We start from the raw sequence: 25,649 nt of genomic DNA on the forward strand, positions 1-25,649 counted from the left end.
TATTAATGTCATGCTAAAAGTCAGAAGGTTACATTTACGCCCACAGTATACGAGCGGCTTTTGGGAAAGCCCGAGTAGTCTACTCCCGGCACCAGCTGATTATAACCATTGCTCCTTGTAGTGCTAACTTCCGGATCGTATCCGCTGTATTTTGTCCATACAAATGCGTTGTACACCGTGGCGTATATCCTGCACCTCGTCATGTAAGCGCTGGAGATTATTTTTTTGGGTAAAGAATATCCCAATGACAGTGTATTTAAACGCAGGAAAGATCCATCTTCAACAGCCCCTGAATGGAAATAAGGCGATGCAGTACCCATTGAAAAGGGCGACCAGGTTTTAGGATTAGGATTCAATGCTGCAAGCTCTTTCAGATCTGTCACCAGGTTACCCTGCGCATCGATATAGTGGAAGCGGTTGTCGTAGCTGGAAGTGCTCAACATGTTACCATAAGTGGTTCTGTAAAGCATGTTGAAAGAAATTTTGCCGGTGTTATAAACGTCATTACCGTACACCCAGTTAAAAATAGCCGACAGGTCAAACCCCTTATAAGTAGCATTCAATCCAAAACCGCCGGTAGCCTTTGGCAATGCGCTGCCGATAACGGTACGGTCACTGGCATCAATAACGCCGTTGCCATCAAGGTCTTTTAACTTCAGCACACCCGGCCGCAAACTGATCCCGCCCAAGTCCTGCTGAGCGGCGCCTTCCTTCACGATGTATTTCCTGGCTACCGGATCGTAAGAACTGAAATCATCAACGGTATACATACCGTTCTCCACATATCCATACATCAAACCGATGGTGCGGCCAACCATCAACCTGTAATCGTCAATGCCTTTCAGATCGGTACCGGCCCAGTTAGAGTTGAACGACCGCTCGTCTACTCCATCCAGTTTATCAATTCTTGCACGATTGATGCCTATATTAAAATTGGCGCTTAACCGGAACGCTTTCTTATTGATGATATCAGTGTTCAGCGCCAGTTCAATACCGCGGTTAGAGGTTTGTCCTATGTTTCGTTGCTGCGTGGAGAAACCCGTCGTTTGCGGAATGGCAGATTGCACCAGCAGGTCTTTAGTGGTGTTGTGGTAAAAGTCGAGCGTTGCCGATATCTTATTATTGAAAAGATCGAAATCGAAACCTACGTTACGGGTAACGGTAGTTTCCCATTTAACATCCGGGTTTGTTAACTGTGAGCTGGCATAGGTGTAATACGGATTGGGTATGTCACCGGCGCCATAAGGACGGTTACTGCTCGGCGCAAATAAAAGCCGCCACTGGTCAGATGCAATATTGTTGTTACCTACAATACCATAGCTGACCCTGAACTTCAGATCAGAAACAAACTTTACATTGTTCATGAATTCCTCCGAAGAAATACGCCAAGCAAACGAAGCCGCAGGGAATATTCCCCACTGTTTTCCAGGCGCAAAGCGTGTTGAACCATCGTAGCGCGCCGTTACATTCAGAATATATTTTTCATCGAGCTGGTAAATAGCGCGGCCAAAAAATGAAGCGGTTTTGTCCGGAGCAATTTCCGTTGTGCTGTGGATATCTTGTGTGCCCAGGCCCATTGTGGCAAACAGCTTCTCAGGCGTAATATCCATACTAAAATATTTCGCCCGGTTATACTCTTCAAAACCTTTTCCTCTTGACAGTATCTCCTGCCCTACCAGCAAATTCAGGTTGTGGCGGGAACCTTTCTCCCATTGATAATTAAGGGTATTTGTCAGGCGACAATCCTGCAACCGTGTTTGCGTGATTTCTCCCAATGGCAGGTTGCCGCCTTCGTTCCTGGCGGTACCGGTTAAAGGTCCGTAGTAACGGCGGTTCTCTGAAAAAGTCATTCCTAAACTATATTCAGAACGGTAAGTAATATTTTTGGTGATCAGCCAGGAAGCGCCGGCATTCACGTTAAAAATGCGGCTGGTACGCTTGCGGTAATCCTGTGTGGATAATTCCAATGGATTTATCAGGTTGCTCAAAAACTGTTCATAGTCATCACTGCTGCCGGGATCAATAATAATCATATCGGCAATTCCATTTACAGGACGCGTGGTGATACCATCTCCAATGCGGAAGCTGGCGCCCCCGGCCGAACCCGCGCCATTTATAACAGGATGCGTATAACGCATGGATATATCGAGCTTCAGGGCTTTGGAAATATCATGATTCAATTTAAAGTTCAGATAATTGCGTAAATAGTTGTTACTGGAAATTAAACCTGATTCTTTATTGTAAGTGTAGTTCACGGAAAATTTTGTGTGGTCATTTCCACCCGTCAGGCTGATATTATGCTGTTGGGAGAAAGCAGGGCTGCCATACAGTTCGTCCTGCCAGTCGGTTCCTTTCTGGGATTTGTAGATGTCCAGGTCATCGTAAACACCGAAGTATTTGGTGAAATTATCAACGTCGCTCTGGCTTCTCAGCCTTGCATACTCATATTGCGCAAGTACAAATTCGTACGGGGAAAGCACTTCCAGTTTACGTGGCAACTGCCTCGCCTGGGCAAAGCCGTTATAGGAAATTGTAGATTTACCACCTTTGGCACTTTTCGTGGTAACAATTACAACACCGTTAGCGCCTGCTGCGCCATATATGGCAGCGGTGGCCGCATCTTTCAGGATATCGATACTGGCTATGTCAGATGGCGCAATGTCATTAATATTATTCACCCTGAATCCATCCACAATAAACAACGGATCGTTACTGCCGGTAATAGAGCCCCCGCCACGAACACGTATTACAATCTCCGCTCCGGGTTGCCCGTCAACCGTAGTAACCTGTACACCAGGCAGCCGCCCCGTGAGCGCCTCCGCAACATTGGCTACCGGCGCTTTTTCCAGCTGCGCCCCGCTGATGGAAGATACTGTGCCGGTTAAGTTCTTTCGCTTTATACTCTGGTACCCGATCACCACCACTTCATTCATGTTCTTATTCTCTTCCTGGAGCATAATAATGATGGGCGACTTGCCGGTAGCAACAATTTCTTTCGACTGGTAACCAACATAAGAAACATACAGTCTTGCGTCTGGCCGGGAAACATTCATACTAAAGTTTCCGGCTTCATTGCTTAACGCTTTATTATTAGTTCCTTTCTCCACTATAGTAGCGCCGGGAAGCGGCTCCTTATTGCTGCCGGTTATGGTGCCGCTTATGGGGATAGCCGTACCGCCGCGGGAAGATGATGTCCCTTTAGCAGGCAGCTTTTCTGATACCACAATAGTTTTTTCCACAATGGAATAGGTGAATGGCAATTGTGAAAAGCAAAGTGCTAACGCCTGTTCAAGTGTGGCGTTGCCAACAACAACCGTCACCTTGTTTGCATTATTGAGAAGGCCGTCAACATAAAAGAAGGCATAACCCGTTTGACGGGTTATCTCGCGGAATACTTTCTCAACCGGGGCGTTTTTTTCATTCAGGATAATTCCCTGTGCAGAGATGTTAGCGCCCGCCTGCAGGTAAACCATCACCAGCAAGGCAAAGGTCAGTTTCATAACTTTCTGGAATTTATCGCCGGCTCCGGGACATAACGGGGCGGCGGGAAAGCATCTCTTTAACGATGCTTTTCCAAAGACAATCGATGACATAATTTATTCCTCTTTTGGTTGAAGAAAATAGTGGTGCTACATTTTTTACCTCAAAATTTTTCTGGTATTCAGGACTTCGTTCTTATGATCCGGCAGCTGCAGCACCGGTTTCATTACTGTTTAACTACAATGTTTTTCCCGTGGATTTCAAAACGTACTTTATTGGTTAATTCTAAAATTTTAAACAACTGTTCAGCATTGGCGCTTCTGGAAATCTGTCCTGAAAAGCGCGCGGAAATACCTCCCTTATACTCAATCTGGATATCATACCATCTTGCTGCCTGCCGTAAAACCGTTTCAATATCGGCCGCCTTGAACTGAAACATGCCGTTCTTCCATGCGATCACTTCTTCCGTATTTACATCGTCCTGCAACTTAATATCCCCGTTAGCGATAACCGAAGCCTCCTGTCCGGGTTTCAGCCTGCTGGCTTGTTTTCCGCTGGTAACTTTTACACTTCCCTCCAACAACGTGGTACGGATTACAGATTCATCTTTATAACTATTGATATTGAAATGCGTTCCTAACACTTCCACATCTATACTGTTTACTTTCACATGAAAGGGCATCGACTCATTCCTGGCTACTTCAAAATATCCTTCGCCGGTTAACTCCACCCTTCTTTCCTTTCCTGAAAAATTTGAAGGATATCGTAAGCTGGAAGAAGCATTCAGCCAAACTTTGGTACCATCTGCCAATGTAAGCTGGTATTGGCCTCCCCTGGGTGTAGTGATGGTATTATATACAATTTCCGCAGGCGTAGTACCCGTTATTTTATAAGATACCTGCCCGTTACCTGATTTAATAATTTTTGCCTGTCCTTGTTGCAGCAACATTCCTTCCGTTAAGCTGTCGAGCATCACCTCTGTACCATTGCCTAATTTTAGTACCGCCTTGTTGCTGCCGGGCGGAATCGGGATGTTCTTGTCAGGCACATTTGCCTGTGCCACTTCATTTTTCAATGGCGTCTTTAATACAAACCACCAGTAACCTACTCCGGCAAGTGTCAGCGCAAAAACAGCCGCAGCAGCCATTCTTTTTAAATAAAGGGAAAATGTTGGCGTTCTTTTTCCATCCGCCTTAATATGTTGCTGCAATTGATTTTGTATGCCTTCCAACACTTTATTATCAGGCTCCCCTTCCAGCGCGTGTTCCTTCAATTCGGTATCAATAATCGCTTCCAGCTGGCTTTCATGCTCCGGTTCTTTTAACATCTGGCTGAAAATCTTCCATTCCTGTTCAGTCATCCTGCCTGTCAGATATTTATCTAATAACTCCTGAAAAATATTGTTCTCCATAAACATTCAATTCAATTCCAAAAAGCAGCTGTATTATTAAAGACGCATAGCTAAACCAAAAGGGGACGTTGGTTTAAAAATAAATATGTGCAGGTCCATCAAAGAGGAGGTAAACAATTGATAAAAGCATCGTTATATCTAAATGACCGCTGATATAGGTTCTGAGAAAACCAAGCGCACGGCAAATATATTTCTTCACCGCTTCCTTTGATACCTGCATGTTCTTCGCTATTTCTTCATGAGACAAGCCCAGGTCGCGGCTCTGCAGATATGCGGTCTTTTGTTGCTGCGGCAATTGCTCAATCGCCCTCGCTATCAATTCCGACAGGTTTTTCTGTGATAAAATTTTATCGGGGAGATAATTTTTCTCTTCAATTTCCCATTCATCACGACTAAGGGGTAATTCTGTCTTCTTTCTCAGGGCGCTGATAATATGATTACGGGCGATAATAAACAAAAATGAGTCAAAACGTTCTACCCCGGAAAGCTTGTTTCTTTCCTGCCAGATCTTTAAAAACACATCCTGCACAATGTCCTGTGCCTGACAGGATGATTTTACATAACTCAGGGCCTGCCAATAGATGTTATTCCACTTCTGTGCTACAAGCACTGCAAAGGCCTTTTCGCTGCCTTCAGCAATTTGCCGCAGTAAAAGCCTTTCATCCATTGCATTTATGTTCATAACGTGAATTTTGCTATTAGGTTACCTGTGGAATTAAAAGGGAAATTAAACATTTGTCTATTTAAACAAGCTAAACAAGCCGGAAACCTACGGGAACGATTGCGTAAATAAAGTGGGAGAATAAAAAATGATGGAGATGGATGGGAATAACTTGCTTTACCTTTCTTTTTTATAACAGGGACGAAGGCGGAAAAAATGCAGGTAAAAAGAAAAAGCCTTTTTTAACACCCCTATGATTACCTGGATCATAAAGAAAGCTAAAAAAGGCCTGTGATATTTTGTTGCCCAACCAGGATTCGAACCTAGACAAACAGAACCAAAATCTGTCGTACTACCATTATACTATTGGGCAATACCCTTATTGTTTGGGATGGCAAAAGTATAACTTTTTTTATTTCTGCAAAAAAAACTTGCAATATTTTTAAAATATCCTTCAGAATCCTTTGCTGCAAAGACTTATAAAACTATCTCATTCACTTTTTCCGCTATCTGTGCTGGTTTTATCCACTCCATACAGGCGTAATCCCCTCTGAAGCAGGGTTTGTTACCGAATACGGAACAGGGCCGGCATGGCAGGTCATGAACCTGGATAGCATTTTCAGGCGACTGCCCATACCCCATAAATCCGGCAAAAGGGTGGGTGGCGCCCCAAACAGATACTACCGGCACCCCAAAGAGGGAAGCGAGGTGCATATTGGCTGAATCCATGCTGATCATCACATCCAGCTGGCTGATGATAGCCATTTCCTCCTCCAGGGAAAAACGCCCTGCCACCACAATTACCTGCGGATACTGGGCTGCCAGCTGCGTAAGCAATAACACCTCCTGCTTTCCACCGCCTAAAAGAAACACCTGTATCCCCTGTTCCTGCGCCAGCATACCCAAAACGGCCGCCATTTGCTCTAAAGGGTACATTTTTTCGCGGTAAGTGGCAAAAGGAGCCAGTCCTACCCATTTTTTATCCTTTTTTGCACCAGTAACCGCGGTCAGCGTTCCGGGCAACGCACGGGGCTGAAAAACGGGTTTGCGGCCCATTTCACAGCGAAGCCCCAGTTGCCGGAATACTTTCGCATACCTTTCTATGGTACTGGTTAACTGCTGCAATACCTTGTTGTCCTTCCGGGTCAGCGCCTTCTTTTCTGCGCGGCCTTTGTCAATAGCCGCTACGGGTGTACCGCTCAACCGGAAAAAAGTCCGGATGATCTGGGACCTCAGCACATTGTGCAGGTCTGCCACGGCAGTAACCCGATGCGCCTTTTTTACTTCACGGAACAAACGATACAGCCCTTTTACCCCCTTATGAATGCCTTTTACATCTGCCGGGAAAAAGGTCAGCCGCGAAATACCCGCGCATAAAGCGCCCCAGTTCCGGTTGGTCACAAAAACAATCTCCACATCCGGATTTTCATCCAGCACCTGCTTCATCACAGGAATGGTCATGGCTACATCGCCCATAGCAGACAACCGGGTAACCAATATCGTTTTAACTGCGCCCAAGTAGGAAGATTTATTTTTCGTTTTTGTATAAAACCGGGTTCAGGGAAGGATCATTATACATCTTCATTTGCTTGTATACCTTCATGAACTTTTTACCGGCGGCAATATCGGCCAGCAGCGCCTCAATGGCGGAACTCAGGTCCTGTTGCTGCTCCAGCAGGATATCCAGCTTGCGCTGGCACGCTGCACGATGTTCTGGTGTGGCATCCGCACGGGTGGCTTCTTCCTGCATGTGATAAATTTTCAACGCCAGAATAGACAAACGGTCTATTGCCCAGGCCGGACTTTCGGTATTAATACCAGCATCCGCAGCAGGTGCCGTTTTGCCATATTTTTCCAGGAAATAACTGTCGATGTATTCCACCACATCCGTGCGCTCCTGGTTGGAACGGTCTATCCAACGCTTAATACCCAATGCTTCTACGGGATCAATCTTCGGATCGCGGATAATATCCTCCAGGTGCCACTGCACCGTGTCTATCCAGTTTTTCAGGTAAAGCAGGTGCTCAATGCTGCTCTTTTCATAGGGATTGGAAATGGCCTGATGCACATCGTTGTGCTCATGGTAGGCCACGATACTCTGGTTAAATATCTTATTGCACAATTGTGTAAACATGCCGCAAATGTACAAAGGCTGGCGACAAAAAAGAAGCGCATGGTAGAGACCATACGCTTATTGTAAAAGATTGTCATGTGAATGTTCGAGAATGCAAATCGTGAAGGCTTTCAATGGTTATCTTGGGGTTGAGATGCCGTCAAGGTTATACCACCTTATTTTCCTTTTTTACCTTGTAATGATGTAATCACACCATATCGGCAAATAATATTTTTATGATTGTTTGTTTTTGAATATTTTTTGAATGCAGTAAAAATCAATCACTCTAATGGCTAAACGTTTTATTGAGGGTGTTCTAAAATGCTATAGCTGTTAACAAATTACCAGATCACTAATTACAGGGGCCAGGATCACAGACGTTATATTTCATAAACCTGGAGTGGCCTCTTACCACTACTTTTTATGGGAATCTTCTGCTAATGTTGACAACTTCATTTGTTTAATTCTACTCAAATAGTACCGGGTTTTCTAAAATTATCAGGGTTTAAGGTGGACATCTTTATGTCCGTGTGTCTTAGTGCAAATTAAAAGGGGCCACTGCATTTTGCACTGCAGTGGCCCCCTTTTTTTATACAACGTTTGTGGTAATTACAAGGTTTTCTTGTCCAAATTAGCTTTTGGTGGTAGCCGGTCGCGTAATCTTGGTAAGATAAAACAGCGGAATACCCAATAAAATAATTCCCAGTCCGGGTAAAGTATAGTTGGTTTCAAATACCAGCAACAAAGCTGCCAGCGATAATGCCACTATGATATAGATCATTGGCAGTACCGGGTAACCAAAAGCTTTGTAGGGTCTTTCTATCTCCGGGCGTTTCTTTCTTAAAATAAAAATTCCGAGGATCGTCAGCACATAAAATATCAATACCCCGAAAATTACCAATGCCAGCAAGTCGTTGTACCTGCCTGTCAAACACAACATGGATGCCCATGCACACTGGATCCACAAACCATAGGCGGGCACGCTGTGCTTATTCAGCTCACCTGCTTTTTTAAAGAACAATTTATCTTCCGCCATCGTGTAATAGATCCGCGCACCCGATAAAATCAACCCGTTATTACAACCAAAGGTGGAGATCATGATCATCACTGCAATAATAATAGCGCCGCTGGAACCAAAGATCTGCGCCGCTGCAGCCACCCCAACACGGTCGTTGGCAGCAAACGCAATTTCATTCAGTGGCAGCACAGCCAGGTACATCAGGTTACAGCTCACATAAATAATGGTCACAATCAGCGTTCCCAGGAAAAGGGAACGGCCGATATTTTTAGAAGGATTTTTGATCTCTCCTGCAATGAAGGTCACATTGTTCCAGGCATCACTGGAAAACAACGAGCCTTTCATGGAAACCGCGATGGCGCCAAACAACGCCAGCCCTGATAAAGCTGCCGTTACCACCGTACCGTTCTGTGATGAAACCGCTGCCGCATCCCAGGCATGCTGCCAGTTGGCCTGCCAGATCTCAGACTTTGCCCCAAACAGTAACCCGAAAATAATGAGTCCGAATAAAGACAACAGCTTCGCCAATGTAAATACGGTTTGTATCAGCTTACCGTGGTGCACACCACGTGTATTTATAAATGTTAGTAAGATGATAGATACAATAGCAACTATCTGCGCCGCAGAAATCTGCACAATACCGGCGTCCAGCAAAATGTTCTTCTCACTGAAACCCGGTATCAGGTAAGCAGTAAACTTTGCAAAGGCAACCGCCACAGCGGCAATGGTGCCGGTTTGAATAACACCGAACTGCGTCCAGCCAAATAAAAAGGCAATAAAAGGATTGTAGGCTTCCCGGAGATATACATACTGGCCGCCGGCTTTGGGGAACATTCCTGACAATTCACCATAACTCATGGCTGCAATCAGCGTAACAAAGCCCGCCAGTACCCACATAGCGGTAATCCAGCCTGCCCCTCCCACGCTACGGGCAATTTCTGCTGTTACAATAAAGATCCCGGAACCTATCATAGATCCGGCAACAATCATAGTAGCATCTAATAGGCCCAGGGATGGCTTGAATGATTTAGTTTGGTTGATTTCCATATTGATATTTATAAAAAATCCCGGCTCATAAGGGAACCGGGACTATAAGATAGAAAAAATTTCTGATGGTTTATTCGCTTATTTGGCAGGAGTGGCGGCGCTGTTATTATTCATTCCTTTAATAACGTCCGGTGTTACATCGTAAGCCGGATCTTTATACAGGATGTTGCTGGCGGTACTGCGGTAAGAGAAGATATACGCAAAACGCTTGTCGGCGTTAAATGATTTCAGGAAATCGTCCAGTCTCTTCTGCAGTTCTTCATTAAACTTAGTTTCCTGCTCGGTATAACTGGCACGCAGGTTCTGCGCTTCCTGCTCTAACTGCTGTTGTTTAGACATCAGGCTGCGTTGTGCTGCCTCTCCCTGTTCCTGGGTAAGGGTAGATGCTCTGCGTTGCAGGTCTTCATACTCACTCTGCAATGCACGGGCCTTGCCTTTCAGCTGGTTGTCCATCTGCTGCTGCTTCTGCTCCAATAAGCCTCTTTTTTCCTTGAAATACTCAAAATGCGCTTCCAGTGAATCCAGATCTACATAAGCAATTTTAAAACTACCCGCAGCAGGAGTACCGCTGTTTGCCGCACTTGATGCAGCTGGTGCACTGTTACCAGCTTTATTTCCCTGGCAAGACATCAATAAACCGGCTGAAAATGCCGCTAATAATCCTTTATTCACTAATTGTTTACAAGTGCGCATGTTAATAGGTGGATTTGCTTCTTTTAGTACATTTGAAAAATGGAACGGCTAAAATAAGGTTTTTAATGGATTTTCATATTCCCGTCCATTTTTTTAGCTAGGTTTTAACGAATATTATTACTTCACCTTCTCCAACAGGATCTCCGGCTCATTGGTGGTAATATAATCCACCCCGTTTTTTAATAAATCGTCCATTATTTCCGGATTATCTATCGTCCATGCATTGGTAGTTACTTTATGTTGCTTCGCAGTGGCAATGAGCTGCGGATCATTCCTGAATACCTGCTGATTGTAATCCAGTCCCCAGATACCATCGGCCTGCAACTGTGCGGGCGTTTTATCCCCATTCAGGTAAGCTATTTTAGCCGCGGGATCCAGCTCCTTTATTTTTTTGCAGATATTGTAGTCAAAGCTGATGTAGAACATCCACGCCTGGGCCTTCTTGGCCTGCACCATCGCTACTGCTTTGGTGGCCAGCAAATCGCCCCTGCCGGTACGGGAGGGCTTCAACTCCAGCACGAGCCGTGTACGGTGTTGTTCCTGGATCACATCAATAAACTCCTCCAATGTGGGAACCCGGTCGCCGTTTTTCAGCTGAACTGTTTGCAAATCCGCCAGCGTACTCTCTTCCACCTTCTTTCCCCCTATCTCCGGATCATGTGAAATTACCAGTTCATTATCTGACGATAACCACACATCAAATTCTGATCCTTCACAACCCAGCTTCATCGCATCTTTCAGGGAAGTAAGGCTATTCTGGCTGCCCGCCTGATGCTTCCATGCACCGCGGTGGGCCACTACCTTATTGCGGATAAAGTCATCCGCCACCAGCAGGAATTCAGCAGTGTCCGCCCCGGCTTTAATGCGGACCGGATACTTAAAATCACCTTCTTTGCCTACGGCAGCTTTCTTTTTCAGTTTCAATTCATGGCCGCTGACAGTAAATAACCCGGACTTGTCCTCCAGCAAGGTAGCCGCTGATAACTGCCCGTTCCTGTCATAGATTTTACCAATTACCGCGTTCTTTTGCTGAACGGGAATCGTATAGGCATCAAGGTAAGGAGCGCTGGCTTGCTGCGCCGCTGCAGCTGTACCTATCAAGGTTATTCCTGCCATCAGAAATATTTTTTTGCAATTGTTCATGTGGTCCGCGTTTGTGGCTAAAATAGCGCGCAATTTATTCATTTCCATCCCCTGGATGGAAAAACACTACGTTAAATTACTATAAAGCTTTAAGATGCGACTGCTTTAATTATGCTGTATCAGCAACACATTGAACCTGGCAGGATCCAGCGGATAACCGTTGCTGATAAGCGTATACACTTTACCGGCCTGGGTAGCCATGTCGAAGGTTTTCAACACTTTGGAGGAATCAATCCAGCGGAAATTGATCTTGTAATGGGCGCTGTCGCCGTAAAGCGGCGCAAATGCAGTTTGTGCAGGAAATGTCAACCCCCTGAAGAAGCGGGGAAACGTATCGGAATAAACATCAATGCCAAGCGGTGTACGGTTTGGCCTGAATGCCTGGGCAAAATTAATCACCCTGAATTTAGACATCCCTGCAGCCGGAGCGCTCAGGTCATCTTCGGTAGTGATCAGTATTTGATTGCCTGCACTGTCAGCGCCTACATAAGCAGAGTAAAAACGGTTGTTACGCAGAAAGATCTGCCCCTGGTATACGGCCACGCCAGGCTGCCTGGTGTTAGTAATAATCAGGTTGTATTTCTGGGCCCGGAAAGACTTATATCCCGTATTGGTTCCATAGCCTATATTGCTGGCAACAGTGAAGGTATCCAGCATCACATTAAACTGATCATTGCCGGGCGCTGCGTTTACAAACAAAAAGTTACCGTGGGTATCAGGTACCGCACTGTCACTGTTTTTCTTACAGGCGCCCAGTATCAACAACAATATTAAAACAGGAATGATCAGGTGTTTCATGAAATCCGCTTCTTTTTACGCACTCAAATGTAGTAATATTAAAACAAAAAGCGCCTGCCTTTGGGGCAAGCGCTTCCTGTTTTAATATCTGTGTAATACTATTCTTCTTCGTCAAACTGGAACACTTCCTTAGAAGAAGCCAGGATGTCGTATTCTTCCTTGGAACCTACGATCATGTTTTCAAACTCACGTAAACCAGTACCGGCAGGGATCAGGTGACCTGTGATCACATTCTCCTTCAGACCCATCATATCATCGGTTTTACCGTTGATAGCAGCCTGTGATAATACCTTCGTGGTTTCCTGGAACGAAGCAGCAGAGATCCAGCTACGGGTACCGAGGGATGCCTTGGTAATACCCTGCAGGAGCGGACTGGAAGTAGCCGGCTGTGCATCGCGGAATTCTACCAGTTTTTTATCTGCACGACGCAACAGGGAGTTTTCTTCACGAACCTGGCGCAGTGTTACTATCTGACCTGCTTTCAGGTTAGCAGATTCACCGGCTTCCGTTACCACCTTCTTATCGAAGATCATATCGTTTTCTTCGAAGAAATCAAACCTGTCTTCTGTATCTCCTTCGAGGAAGCGGGTATCACCCGGATCTTCGATGTTTACTTTACGCATCATCTGGCGAACAATCACCTCGATGTGTTTATCATTGATCTTCACACCCTGTAAACGGTATACTTCCTGGATTTCATTTACCAGGTATTCCTGTACAGCAAACGGTCCTTTGATAGACAGGATGTCTGCAGGAGTAGTAGAACCATCGGAGAGTGAAGTACCGGCCTTCACAAAGTCACCGTCCTGTACCAGGATATGACGTGTTAACGGCACCAGGTATTTCTTCACCTGGCCTTCACGGCTTTCAATGATGATTTCGCGGTTACCACGTTTGATGTTACCAAAAGCTACCACACCGTCGATTTCAGAAACGATGGCAGGATTGCTCGGGTTACGCGCTTCAAAGAGCTCAGTTACACGTGGCAAACCACCCGTGATATCTCGCAGTTTACCGATAATACGTGGGATCTTCACGATTACCTGACCGGCTCTCACCTTATCTCCTTCAGAGATAACAATGTGCGAACCTACCGGTAAGTTGTATGATTTCACCTCTTTATTACCATCTACCATGATAGACGGGATCTTATTCTTGTCTTTGGTTTCAATTACCACTTTCTCACGGTGACCGGTCTGTTCGTCTGCTTCTTCACGGAAGGTAATACCTTCAATGATGCTGTCGAAACGGATGGTACCCGGAATTTCAGACACGATAACGGCGTTGAACGGATCCCATGTGCAGAGCATATCACCTTTCACTACTTTCTGTCCGTCTTTCACTAACAGGGTAGAACCATAAGGAATGTTGTTGGTTACCAGCAGACGGTCATTTTTCACGTCCATGATACGCAACTCACCGGTACGACCGATAACGATCTGTACTTTTTCACCCTGGTTGTTTTCGTAAGTGGTAGTACGTAAGCCATCGAATTGAACGGTACCATCAAACTTAGCTGGCAAACCGGATTCAACGGAAGTAGAACCGGCAACACCACCCACGTGGAAGGTACGCAGTGTCAACTGTGTACCAGGCTCACCGATCGACTGTGCAGCGATGATACCCACGGCATCACCTTTCTGTGCAGTATAACCGCTGGCCAGGTTTTTACCGTAACATTTCACGCACACACCCCGACGGCTTTCGCAAGTCAGTACAGAGCGGATCTCTACGGTTTCAATAGCACTTTCTTCAATTCTGTGCGCAATTTCTTCAGTGATCTCAGCACCGGCAGCAACAATCAGTTCCTCATCACTATGAGGATCAAATACGTCGTGCAGGGAAGTACGTCCGAGGATACGGTCATACAGTGTTTCAATCACTTCTTCATTATCTTTCAATGCAGAAGTAGCAATACCACGGAGTGTACCACAATCTTCTTCATTAATTACCACATCCTGCGCAACGTCTACCAGACGACGGGTCAGGTAACCCGCATCCGCCGTTTTCAACGCCGTATCCGCAAGACCCTTACGGGCACCGTGTGTAGAGATGAAGTATTCCAATACGTTCAAACCATCTTTAAAGTTGGACAATACCGGGTTTTCGATGATCTCGGAACCGGTAGAACCACTCTTACGCGGCTTGGCCATCAGACCTCTGATACCAGCCAGCTGTTTGATCTGCTGCTTGGAACCACGCGCACCGGAATCCAACATCATGTATACAGAGTTGAATCCTTGCTTGTCAGTTGCCAGCTCACGGATCAGGGTTTCAGTCACCTTCGTATCCACACGTGACCAGATATCAATGATCTGGTTGTAGCGTTCGTTGTTGGTGATCAGACCCATGTTATAGTTATCCCAAACTTCTTCTACTTCACCGGCTGCACCATCAATCATGTCTTGCTTAACATCCGGAATGATCAGGTCATTAATGTTAAATGACAGACCACCGCGGAACGCCATGCGGAAACCTAATTGCTTGATGTCATCCAGGAACTTCGCAGTTTTTGGGATGTCTGTTGCTTTAATGATATCACCGATGATTTCACGCAGTGATTTCTTGGTCAGCAGGGCATTTACATAACCGGCTGCTTTAGGTACGTGCTGGTTAAACAGTACGCGGCCTACAGTAGTGTCGATCAGTTTTCTTTCCAGCTCACCGTTTGCATTTCTTACATCAGCTTTAACACGGATGTGAGCATGCAGATCGATACGGTCTTCGTTCAATGCGATGATTACTTCTTCAGCAGAGTAGAAAGCTTTACCTTCTCCTCTAACTACTACATCACCGATTGTTTTCTTACCCTTCGTGATATAATACAAACCAAGCACCATGTCCTGTGAAGGCAGGGTAATTGGCGTACCATTCTGCGGGTTAAGGATGTTATGGGAAGACAGCATCAGTAACTGGGCTTCCAGGATTGCAGCGTTGCTCAATGGAACGTGTACTGCCATCTGGTCACCATCGAAATCCGCGTTGAACGCAGAACATACGAGCGGGTGCAACTGGATCGCTTTACCTTCCACGAGTTTAGGCTGGAAAGCCTGTATGGACAAACGGTGCAGGGTTGGCGCACGGTTTAACATAACCGGATGACCTTTCAGCACGTTTTCCAGGATATCCCAAACCACCGCTTCTTTACGATCTACCAGCTTCTTCGCTGATTTCACGGTTTTAACGATGCCTCTTTCAATCAGCTTACGGATAATAAACGGTTTGAATAACTCAGCCGCCATATCTTTCGGTAAACCACACTCATGCAGTTTCAGTTCAGGTCCTACCACGATAACAGAACGTCCGGAATAATCCACACGTTTACCGAGTAAGTTCTGACGGAAACGGCCTTGTTTACCTTTCAGTACGTCTGACAGTGATTTCAGTGCACGACCACCTTCCGCTTTCACCGCGTTGGATTTACGGGAGTTGTCGAACAGGGAATCCACCGCTTCCTGCAGCATACGTTTTTCGTTACGAAGGATCACCTCAGGCGCCTTAATTTCGATCAAACGTTTCAGACGGTTGTTACGGATAATTACCCTGCGGTAAAGGTCGTTCAGATCGGAAGACGCAAAACGGCCACCATCCAAAGGAACTAACGGACGCAGTTCCGGCGGCACCACAGGAATATATTGCATTACCATCCATTCAGGACGGTTTTCCACACGGCCATTAGCTTCACGGAAAGCTTCCACCACGCTCAAACGCTTCAGCGCTTCCGCTTTACGTTGCTGGGAAGTTTCAGTAGCAGCCTGGTTACGTAACTGGTAAGAAAGACTGTCCAGATCAATCCTGGCCAGCATCATTTCTACCGCTTCCGCACCCATTTTAGCAATAAACTTGTTAGGATCTTCATCCGGTAACAGCTGATTGTCTTTTGGTAAGGTGTCCAGGATATCCAGGTACTCTTCTTCAGTGAGCAAATCACCGTAGTTCATGCCTTTCTCCTGTTTCATGCCCGCCTGGATTACTACGTATCTTTCATAGTAAACGATGGTTTCCAGTTTCTTGGAACTCATTCCAAGCAGGTAACCAATCTTGTTAGGCAGGGATTTGAAATACCATATATGTACAACGGGTACCACTAAACGAATGTGACCCATTCTCTCACGACGTACTTTCTTCTCCGTTACCTCAACACCACAACGGTCACACACGATACCCTTATAACGGATACGTTTGTATTTTCCGCAATAACATTCGTAGTCCTTTACAGGCCCGAATATCCTTTCGCAGAATAAACCATCACGTTCCGGCTTGTAAGTACGGTAGTTGATGGTTTCAGGTTTCAGCACTTCACCGTATGAACGCTCCAGGATAACATCCGGAGAGGCCAGACTGATGGTAATGCTGTTAAAATTTGATTTAGGACGATTTTCTTTTTTGATAGCCATCTGTAATTAGCTTTTAGCTGTTAGCCGTTGGTGGTAAGCCAGCGACAAAAATTTTATTCCTGCGAAATATCCAAGCTATCAGCCACTGGCATCACTGCCAATGGCTGGTAGCTAAAAGCTCTTAGTCAAATTTCAGATCCAGACCCAGACCACGCAATTCATGGATCAATACATTGAAGGATTCAGGCACACCGGCTTTCGGTATGTTGTCTCCTTTCACGATAGATTCATATGCTTTGGCACGACCCACGATATCATCGGATTTAATTGTAAGCAGTTCCTGCAGGATGTTGGACGCACCATATGCTTCCAGTGCCCATACCTCCATCTCACCAAAACGCTGACCACCAAACTGGGCTTTACCACCCAGCGGCTGTTGGGTAATGAGACTGTACGGTCCGATTGAACGGGCGTGCATCTTATCATCCACCATGTGGCTCAGTTTAAGCATGTAGATAACACCTACGGTTGCTTTCTGGTGGAAACGGTCGCCCGTTTCACCATCATGCAGGTAAGCGTGACCAAAGCTAGGTAAGCCTGCTTCCTTGATATAATCAGCAATTTCGTCTGTAGTAGCACCATCAAAGATCGGAGTCGCAAAACGTACGCCCAGTTTCAGACCTGCCCAACCTAATACGGTTTCATAGATCTGTCCGAGGTTCATACGGGAAGGTACCCCGAGTGGGTTCAGTACGATATCCAGTGGTGTACCATCTTCCAGGAACGGCATGTCTTCATCACGCACAATCTTGGCTACGATACCCTTGTTACCGTGACGTCCCGCCATCTTATCACCCACTTTCAACTTACGCTTGCTGGCCAGGTAAACCTTTGCCAGTTTCAGTACGCCCGCTGGCAGCTCATCACCGATAGAGATGTTGAACTTCTCACGTTTGTAACGACCCAGCTCTTCGTTGAACTTGATGTTATAGTTATGCAGCAGGGTATTGATCTGATCGTTCACCACTTCGTCTGTTGTCCAGCCCAGCGGATTCACGTTCATGAAATCAATATTTACCAGGTTCTTTGGAGAGAACTTGGAACCCTTTGAGATCAACACTTCACCGTAAGTATTGGTAATACCCTGAGAGGTTTTATCCTTCAGTAATACCAGCAACTTGCTCATCAGCACTTCCAGCAGGTCTTCCGCATTCTTCTGGTGAATTTTCTCCAGTTTCTCGATAGCTGCTTTCTCGCGGGTTTTGGAATTTTTATCTTTCTTGGCGCGACTGAACAGTTTCTTATCAATCACCACACCTTCTGTTGACGGAGGCGCTTTCAATGAAGCATCTTTCGCATCAGAAGCCTTGTCACCAAAGATCGCTCTTAACAGCTTTTCTTCAGGAGAAGGATCAGATTCACCACGCGGAGTGATTTTACCGATCAGGATATCGCCTTCCTTGATGTGTGCACCAACACGGATGATACCGTTCTGGTCGAGGTCTTTTGTAGCCTCTTCACTTACGTTAGGAATATCCGGAGTCAGTTCTTCTTCACCCAGTTTGGTATCACGAACTTCCAGTTCATATTCATCAATGTGGATGGAAGTAAACAGATCCTCACGTGCAACACGCTCAGAAATTACGATCGCATCCTCAAAGTTGTAACCTTTCCATGGCATGAACGCCACCTTCAGGTTGCGTCCCAGCGCCAGTTCACCACCACGGGTAGCATAACCTTCTGTTAAGAAGTCGCCATCCTTAACACGCTGACCTTTCTTAACGCAAGGTCTGAGGTTAATACAGGTGCTCTGGTTGGTTTTTACGAATTTGGTCAGTGTGTAAACGATCAGATCGTCTTCAAAGCTCACCAGTTTCTGCATTTCATCACGCTCGTAACGAACATGGATTTCATTTGCATCCACAAATTCGATCACACCATTACCATCTGCAGTAATCTGCAAACGGGAGTCACGCGCTGCCTTGCCTTCCAGGCCGGTACCTACAATAGGAACTTCCGGATTCAGCAGTGGCACGGCCTGACGTTGCATGTTTGATCCCATCAACGCACGGTTGGCATCATCATGCTCCAGGAACGGAATCAGTGATGCACTCAAACCTACGATCTGGTTAGGCGCCACGTCCATGAATTCCACTTCTTCTCTGTCGAGGATCGGGAAGTCACCGGTTTCGCGGGATTTTACCTTATCATTTATAAAGTGTCCTTTGTCATCCAGTGGGGCGTTGGCCTGTGCAATCTTCACAGAATCTTCTTCCTCAGCGCTCAGGAACTCCACTTTATGCATGTCCACTTTACCATCTCTTACTTTGCGGTAAGGCGTTTCAATAAAGCCCATCTCATTCACCTTCGCGTGAACGCAAAGGGTGGAGATCAGACCAATGTTCGGACCTTCCGGTGTTTCAATCGTACACAAACGGCCATAGTGGCTATAGTGAACGTCACGCACCTCAAAGCCTGCTCTTTCACGACTCAAACCACCGGGTCCGAGAGCGGAAATACGGCGTTTGTGGGTGATTTCAGACAGCGGGTTCGTTTGATCCAGGAACTGTGACAACTGGGAAGTACCAAAGAAGGAGTTGATCACGGAAGACAGGGTCCTCGCATTGATCAGGTCTACCGGCGTAAATACTTCGTTATCACGTACGTTCATTCTTTCACGGATGGTACGTGCCATACGTGCAAGACCAACACCAAACTGAGCATATAACTGCTCGCCTACAGTACGTACACGGCGGTTAGACAGGTGATCGATATCATCGATTTCTGCCTTACCATTTGTGAGCTGTACCAGGTACTTGATGATGGAGATGATGTCGTCCTTCGTCAGCACTTTCATGTCTAACGGAGTAGGAAGACCTAATTTTCTGTTGATCTTGTAACGACCTACGTCACCTAAATCGTAACGTTTGTCGGAGAAGAACAATTTATCAATAATACCCCTTGCTGTTTCATCATCCGGCGCATCCGCTCCGCGCAACTGGCGGTAGATGTGCTGAACGGCTTCCAGCTCAGAGTTAGATGTATCCTTGTTTAATGTATTGTAGATGATGGAGAAATCACCACTCACCTCTTCCTTCTGAACAAACACGCTTTTCAATCCCATGTCTACAATGGTTTCGATATTCGCTTCATCCAGGATGCTATCGCGCTCCAGCATAATTTCATTACGCTCGATGCTCACCACTTCACCGGTATCTTCATCCACAAAGTCTTCCACCCAGCTTCTTAAAACACGGGCAGCCAGCTTCTTGCCGGCATATTTATCAAGACTTTTTTTGTCTGCTTTTACTTCATCTGCCATGCCAAACAGCTGCAGAATATCTTTATCTGTTTCATAGCCGATGGCACGCAACAGGGTGGTAACCGGGAATTTCTTCTTACGGTCGATGTAAGCGTACATCACGTTGTTGATGTCCGTTGCAAACTCCATCCATGCGCCCTTGAACGGGATCACCCTTGCAGAGTAGATCTTGGTTCCGTTCGGATGTACAGATTGACCAAAGAAAACACCAGGTGAACGGTGCAGTTGGGATACAACAACACGCTCAGCACCATTAATAACGAAAGTACCTCTTGGAGTCATGTAAGGAATGTTACCTAAGAACACATCCTGGACAATCGTCTGGAAATCCACATGCTCCTCATCATTACAGCTGAGGCGGAGTTTCGCTTTCAACGGTACAGAATAAGTAAGCCCGCGCTCAATACACTCCTCGATCGTATAACGCGGCGGATCCACGAAATAATCAAGGAATTCCAGATTAAAGATATTTCTGGTATCCGTAATCGGGAAGTTCTCTTTAAATACTTTAAAAAGGCCTTCGTTGTTTCGCTTGTCTGGTGTGGTTTCTAATTGGAAGAAATCCTTGAAAGATTGGATTTGGATAGCCAACAGATCCGGTGTCTCAGTAACTTGTTTGATCTTTCCAAAATTTACTCTTTCGTTTGTTTGGGCTTTTTTTAGAGACATATTCGAAGTTAGCAGTTATATGACTTGTAAGAATTAGGGAAATTAAGATTTCTTTGCCAATACCATCCCAATTTATTTATGCCTTCTGCACGTGGTCAAAGTCACCTGTTAGTGATTCCCCCGTTTTGACTCTCTGAAAAAGACACTTTCCCAAAGGGAATAAGGCCAAAAGTGCAAAAGCACTTTTGACCTTTAAAAGATGTATACTTAAGCAAAGAATTACTGAATCTCAACATCAGCACCAGCTTCGGTCAGCTTAGCTTTCAGGTCTTCTGCCTCAGCTTTGCTAACGCCTTCCTTGATGGATTTAGGCGCACCGTCAACCAGTTCTTTCGCTTCTTTCAGACCTAAGCCGGTCAGATCTTTAACGATCTTAACAACGTTCAGTTTGCTTGCACCTGCAGCTTTCAGTACAACGTTGAAGGCAGTTTTCTCTTCAACAGCAGCAGCTTCGCCACCACCAGCAGCAACTACAACTGCAGCAGCAGCTGGTTCGATGCCATACTCAGATTTGAGTACATCTGCGAGATCTTGTACTTCCTTAACAGTTAAACCTACTAATTGTTCAGCTAATGCTTTTACGTCTGCCATTTTATAATGTTTTAATGTAATGTTTGTAATGTTGTTGTTAATTATATTGTGACTTGGAAGCCAATTTTGAATGCGGGTAGCCAAAGGCCATCCACACTATTCTGCTGCAGGTGCTTCCACCCCAGCTTCTTCTTTCTTGCCTTTTTCCAGTAAAGCAGCAATAACGCGCTTTGCAGGAGATTGCAACAGACCGATAACTTCGCCGATAAGCTCGTTCTTCGTCTTGATGTTGGTTAAAGCAACCAGCTGGTTGTCGCCTACGAATACTTCGTCAGCAACAAATGCAGCTTTCAGTACTGGTTTTTCCAGTTTACCGTTCGCTTTACGGAATGCAGAGATGATCAGAGCCGGCTCTTTCGGGCTGTCAGAGAACATCAGGGCAGTTACACCATGCAGACTGTCAAACACGCCTGCATATTTTTCGCTGTCCAGAGATTCCAAAGCCTTACGGATCAGGGTGTTCTTAGCCACCTTCATTTCCACCTGCTTGTCGAAGCACACTTTCCTCAGGTCATTCACCTGCGCTACCGTTAATGATTCGGTATTAGTGACATAAAAGTTGCTGTATTGAGAGAACTTACTTTTCAGCAGTTCGATCGCATCATTTTTTTGATCTTTATTCATATTATAACGTTTGTAGCAAGCCCCATCTTTGCAGATAACGGCTACAACTCGTGATCAATTAGTTTTGAACAGATTTAGTATCGATAACAATACCAGGACTCATGGTGCTAGCCATAGACAGACCTCTCAGGTAAGTACCTTTTGCAGTAGCCGGTTTCAGCTTGATGATAGCATTGATCAGCTCTAAAGAGTTCTGCTCAATTTTATCAGATGCGAAAGATACACGACCGATAGAAGCATGGATGATACCAGCCTTATCTACCTTGAAAGTGATTTTACCGCCTTTAACATCGTTCACTGCAGCTGCAACGTCGTTTGTAACAGTACCGGTCTTAGGGTTTGGCATCAGGTTACGAGGACCTAAAATCTTACCCAGTTTACCGATCTTCGGCATTACAGATGGAGTAGCTACGATTACATCTACATCAGTCCAGCCAGCTTCGATCTTCTGGATGAATTCATCCAGTCCAACGAAATCAGCACCTGCTTCTTTTGCAGCAGCTTCTTTATCAGGTGTGCAAAGCACTAACACCTTCTTAGTTTTACCAGTACCGTGTGGAAGCGTTACGGAACCACGGATAGCCTGGTCTGCTTTCTTAGGATCAACGCCTAAGCGGATATGTAAATCGACAGAGCTGTCGAATTTAGTACAGTTAATATCTTTAACTAAGCTGGAAGCCTCTTTCAGGCTGTAAACCTTATTTTTTTCGAGCTTAGCGTCAGCTACTTTTCTCTTTTTAGTTGCCATTTGTCAAAATGATTTTAAGATCCTGCCTCAACAGGGTGAAACAATTAGTTTTCCCAAGGGGCTTTACCATCAACAGTAATACCCATGCTACGAGCAGTACCAGCTACCATTTTCATAGCGCTGTTCAGCGTAAAGCAGTTCAGATCAGCCATCTTGTCTTGTGCAATAGCTTCTACCTGAGCCCAGGAAACTTTACCCACCTTGTTACGGTTAGGTTCTTTAGAACCACTCTGCAATTTAGCAGCTTCCAGCAGCTGTACAGGTGCCGGAGGAGTTTTAATTACGAAGTCGAAAGATTTGTCAGTGTAAACAGTCAGCAACACAGGCAATACTTTACCCATTTTATCCTGGGTACGGGCATTGAACTGTTTGCAGAACTCCATGATGTTCACACCTTTGGAACCCAGCGCGGGACCAATTGGAGGTGCAGGATTGGCCTGGCCGCCTTTCACCTGCAATTTCACGTACGTTGCGATTTCTTTTGCCATGTTTCTTAATTTAATTTGGTTAAACGCCCTCTGCCAAACAGAAGACTCCCAAAAGTAAAAGACTAAAAATAACCTTTTAAAGGGGATGCAAAGGTATATATTATTATGAAATTGTCAAAAAGTATTTGAAATTGGGCATCCTTTTTGCTCTGGATGGGATTTTTTTTACAAATCTATTGCATTTCCCATAAAATTTCCTTACTCTCCGAAGCCGGCAAAGTTACAACTTATCTCCCACTTGCATATAACAATTCTTTCCGCTTCCCTTTCTCCGTCTTTATATACTTACCTACAAACAACTGCTCATTTCCCACCTTTTCCTTCATCCCGGTAACCGCCTGCTGCAATGCCGCTATATTAGCGCTCATCGCATCATCATTACCTTCCAGCCCCGAAAGTGCCTTCTCCGCTGCTGCCAGCTTCCCTGCTATCCCGTCGATCATCTTCCTCAATACCTCATCCTTTACTTCCGGTACAAACTCACGGTTCTTAAAGTCCACATACTCATTATATAACCTCACCACGTCTGTGTAATCCCGGCTCACCCCGTTAAACTGATCCACCCGCCGGTTCCGCATCTCAATTTCCTGGTTGGCCGCCAGCACCTTTATCGACTGGTCCATCCAGTCCAGCTCCGTCATAATGAACGGATTGGCCGCTCCCCCAAACCGCCGGATCCTCGCAGCTGCATACTGTAACCGCTGCAGCCGCGATTGCCGGAACCAGTTATTCAGGGTATCGTTATAAGCAAAAACGGGGCGTTTGGCCGCAGCTGCAAAAGCCTGGCTGCCCAACTCATCATGACGCAGCGGAAACGGCAACATCTGCCACATCGGGTCGTAAGGCATGTGGGTTTTTACCGCTATCTGCGGCGCCGACTGGAACCACGTCCAGTTAGTCCGCTGAATAAAACGGCCGTTATCCACCACCCCGGCTCCCCAGGTGGGATCTGTTATCGTCCACTGACTTCCGTTCTTTACCACCACCCAGTCGTGCGAACCGGTTGGCAGCATAATATCGTTCTGTAATCCGTAACCCGTTACCACCACGGCTGTGATACCGGCCTCCCGGCATACCCGGGCATATAATACCGCATAATCAGTACTGAGTCCCTTGCGGGTACGCAACGTTTTCAACATCGCCGCTGCAGAATCCCGGTAACTGCTTACACGGTTTACATTCTCTGCATCATAGGCGATGTGCGTAGCCATCCAGTTAAACAAAGCACGTTGCAATGCCACACCGTTTCCTGTATGGGCTTTCAGCCATTTGGCCATTAGCTCGGGAGAAGTGGTGGCCTCTTCCGGGATGGAAATAATGGCCGCCGTTGCGGCCGGCTTAACAGATTTCCCGGACTGGGCGCCTGCAGCAGTAACCAGCAGGAGTCCGAGCATTACAGTAATCACTGACTTCATATCAATAGATATAGGAGCTATATTGGATAAACGAGAAAAAGCGTTCCGCATAAAACGGAACGCTTTTCAATAAAGAGTTATATAACTTACTAAGAAAGCTTTTCTACCTGCATAAAGTTCAGCTCTACCGGAGTAGCACGGCCAAAGATCTTTACAGTTACTTTCAGTTTTTTCTTGTCTTCAATTACTTCCTCAATCACACCATTGAAGTCGTTGAACGGACCATCAATAATCTTAATGGTTTCCCCAACAATGAAAGGCTCGCTCATGGTCAGTCCCTGATCGCTCAGTTCATCCACCTTACCTAACATCTTGTTTACTTCAGATTTACGGAGTGCGATAGGCTTTTCCTTTCCGAGAAAGTGGATAACACCGGATACGTTGCGTATTGCCTGTATTACTTCATCGGTCATCTTACCATCTACTGCTTCGATCATCACATATCCGGGATAGAAGTTCTTTTCGCGCATCACTTTTTTACCAGCCTGCACTTTATAAACTTTTTCTACCGGCAGGAAGATCTGGCTGATTACGTTACCCCAATCGGAGCGGCGTACTTCAATATCCAGGTATTCCTTCACTTTTTTTTCCTTGCCACTAACAACGCGGAGTACATACCACTTTGTTTCCTGAGCAGGAAGATTGGCTGCATCCATTTATTTAGCTTTGAAAATTTGGTAATAGTGAGTTAACACGAAGTTGGAAGCGGCATCCATACCCCAAACCAGCCCGGTAACAAATATTGTTGCTATCAGCACAATCATGGTAGAAGACTGGAGCTCTTGCCAGGTAGGCCAGGACACCTTGTAAACCAATTCATGATAAGACTCGCGGAAATAGTTTCTGATCTTATTCATTATATAAAGTTAACTATTTATGGTCAATTGTTTAAAGCCTAAAAATGGTTGACTTGTTTTCTTGTAACAACTCAACCATTTAATTATTTTCTAAACCTTGCACGGGTACTAGGATTCGAACCCAGATCAAAGGTTTTGGAGACCCGTATGCTACCGTTGCACCATACCCGTGTATAAAGCCATTAGCACTCAGCTTTCAGCGCCAGCAAATATATAAATAAATGTTGACATTTA

Annotated in this window: 18 protein-coding genes and 2 tRNA genes; all 20 read right to left on the reverse strand. The window is 45.6% G+C overall.

The window, feature by feature from the left end; all coding sequences use genetic code 11:
- Window positions 1-20: 20 nt before the first annotated feature.
- Complete coding sequence (locus ACLHR0_RS14650) at window positions 21-3,500, reverse strand: TonB-dependent receptor (protein ID WP_436487525.1); 3,480 nt, start codon at window positions 3,498-3,500, stop codon at window positions 21-23.
- A 206-nt stretch (window positions 3,501-3,706) separates the two neighbouring features.
- The gene (locus ACLHR0_RS14655) at window positions 3,707-4,891 is read right to left on the reverse strand and encodes a FecR family protein (RefSeq protein WP_436487527.1); all 1,185 of its coding nucleotides are present in this window, start codon (window positions 4,889-4,891) and stop codon (window positions 3,707-3,709) included.
- A 73-nt stretch (window positions 4,892-4,964) separates the two neighbouring features.
- On the reverse strand, window positions 4,965-5,573 hold the full coding sequence (locus ACLHR0_RS14660) for an RNA polymerase sigma factor (RefSeq protein WP_429051132.1): 609 nt from the start codon (window positions 5,571-5,573) through the stop codon (window positions 4,965-4,967).
- Between the two features lie 281 nt (window positions 5,574-5,854).
- Window positions 5,855-5,925: transfer RNA gene (locus ACLHR0_RS14665), tRNA-Gln, on the reverse strand.
- Between the two features lie 104 nt (window positions 5,926-6,029).
- Window positions 6,030-7,070 (reverse strand): glycosyltransferase family 9 protein, encoded by a 1,041-nt coding sequence (locus ACLHR0_RS14670; protein WP_436487529.1) that lies wholly within the window; start codon window positions 7,068-7,070, stop codon window positions 6,030-6,032.
- A gap of 10 nt (window positions 7,071-7,080) precedes the next feature.
- Entirely contained in the window at window positions 7,081-7,686 is a 606-nt protein-coding gene (locus tag ACLHR0_RS14675; RefSeq protein WP_429051134.1) for a DUF4254 domain-containing protein, read from the reverse strand.
- A gap of 610 nt (window positions 7,687-8,296) precedes the next feature.
- Entirely contained in the window at window positions 8,297-9,730 is a 1,434-nt protein-coding gene (locus ACLHR0_RS14680; protein WP_436487532.1) for an APC family permease, read from the reverse strand.
- A gap of 78 nt (window positions 9,731-9,808) precedes the next feature.
- Complete coding sequence (locus ACLHR0_RS14685; RefSeq protein WP_429051137.1) at window positions 9,809-10,423, reverse strand: OmpH family outer membrane protein; 615 nt, start codon at window positions 10,421-10,423, stop codon at window positions 9,809-9,811.
- 117 nt (window positions 10,424-10,540) lie between these two features.
- Window positions 10,541-11,539, reverse strand: coding sequence for a glycerophosphodiester phosphodiesterase (locus ACLHR0_RS14690; protein WP_370912185.1), 999 nt, complete (start codon window positions 11,537-11,539; stop codon window positions 10,541-10,543).
- A 132-nt stretch (window positions 11,540-11,671) separates the two neighbouring features.
- Window positions 11,672-12,364, reverse strand: a complete 693-nt coding sequence (locus ACLHR0_RS14695; protein WP_429051141.1) for a DUF4397 domain-containing protein — start codon at window positions 12,362-12,364, stop codon at window positions 11,672-11,674.
- Window positions 12,365-12,462: 98 nt separating this feature from the next.
- Window positions 12,463-16,761, reverse strand: coding sequence for a DNA-directed RNA polymerase subunit beta' (gene rpoC / locus ACLHR0_RS14700; RefSeq protein WP_429051143.1), 4,299 nt, complete (start codon window positions 16,759-16,761; stop codon window positions 12,463-12,465).
- Window positions 16,762-16,882: 121 nt separating this feature from the next.
- Entirely contained in the window at window positions 16,883-20,692 is a 3,810-nt protein-coding gene (gene rpoB / locus ACLHR0_RS14705) for a DNA-directed RNA polymerase subunit beta (protein WP_370912182.1), read from the reverse strand.
- Window positions 20,693-20,911: 219 nt separating this feature from the next.
- The gene (gene rplL / locus ACLHR0_RS14710) at window positions 20,912-21,283 is read right to left on the reverse strand and encodes a 50S ribosomal protein L7/L12 (RefSeq protein WP_370912181.1); all 372 of its coding nucleotides are present in this window, start codon (window positions 21,281-21,283) and stop codon (window positions 20,912-20,914) included.
- A gap of 96 nt (window positions 21,284-21,379) precedes the next feature.
- Window positions 21,380-21,907, reverse strand: coding sequence for a 50S ribosomal protein L10 (gene rplJ / locus ACLHR0_RS14715; RefSeq protein WP_079470669.1), 528 nt, complete (start codon window positions 21,905-21,907; stop codon window positions 21,380-21,382).
- A 58-nt stretch (window positions 21,908-21,965) separates the two neighbouring features.
- Window positions 21,966-22,655 (reverse strand): 50S ribosomal protein L1, encoded by a 690-nt coding sequence (gene rplA, locus ACLHR0_RS14720; RefSeq protein WP_089902929.1) that lies wholly within the window; start codon window positions 22,653-22,655, stop codon window positions 21,966-21,968.
- Between the two features lie 44 nt (window positions 22,656-22,699).
- A complete protein-coding gene (gene rplK / locus ACLHR0_RS14725; protein ID WP_079470671.1) occupies window positions 22,700-23,143 on the reverse strand; it encodes a 50S ribosomal protein L11 in 444 nt (147 codons plus the stop codon).
- Window positions 23,144-23,370: 227 nt separating this feature from the next.
- Window positions 23,371-24,558 carry a transglutaminase domain-containing protein gene (locus tag ACLHR0_RS14730; protein WP_436487537.1) on the reverse strand — a complete coding sequence of 396 codons (1,188 nt, stop codon included), beginning with the start codon at window positions 24,556-24,558 and terminating at the stop codon, window positions 23,371-23,373.
- A gap of 89 nt (window positions 24,559-24,647) precedes the next feature.
- Window positions 24,648-25,214, reverse strand: coding sequence for a transcription termination/antitermination protein NusG (gene nusG, locus ACLHR0_RS14735; RefSeq protein WP_079470673.1), 567 nt, complete (start codon window positions 25,212-25,214; stop codon window positions 24,648-24,650).
- Entirely contained in the window at window positions 25,215-25,415 is a 201-nt protein-coding gene (gene secE, locus ACLHR0_RS14740; protein ID WP_079470674.1) for a preprotein translocase subunit SecE, read from the reverse strand.
- A gap of 100 nt (window positions 25,416-25,515) precedes the next feature.
- Window positions 25,516-25,586 (reverse strand) — tRNA-Trp (locus ACLHR0_RS14745).
- Window positions 25,587-25,649: the final 63 nt, after the last annotated feature.

It is taken from the genome of Chitinophaga sp. ARDCPP14 (assembly GCF_051362515.1).
In the GTDB taxonomy this organism is placed as follows: domain Bacteria; phylum Bacteroidota; class Bacteroidia; order Chitinophagales; family Chitinophagaceae; genus Chitinophaga.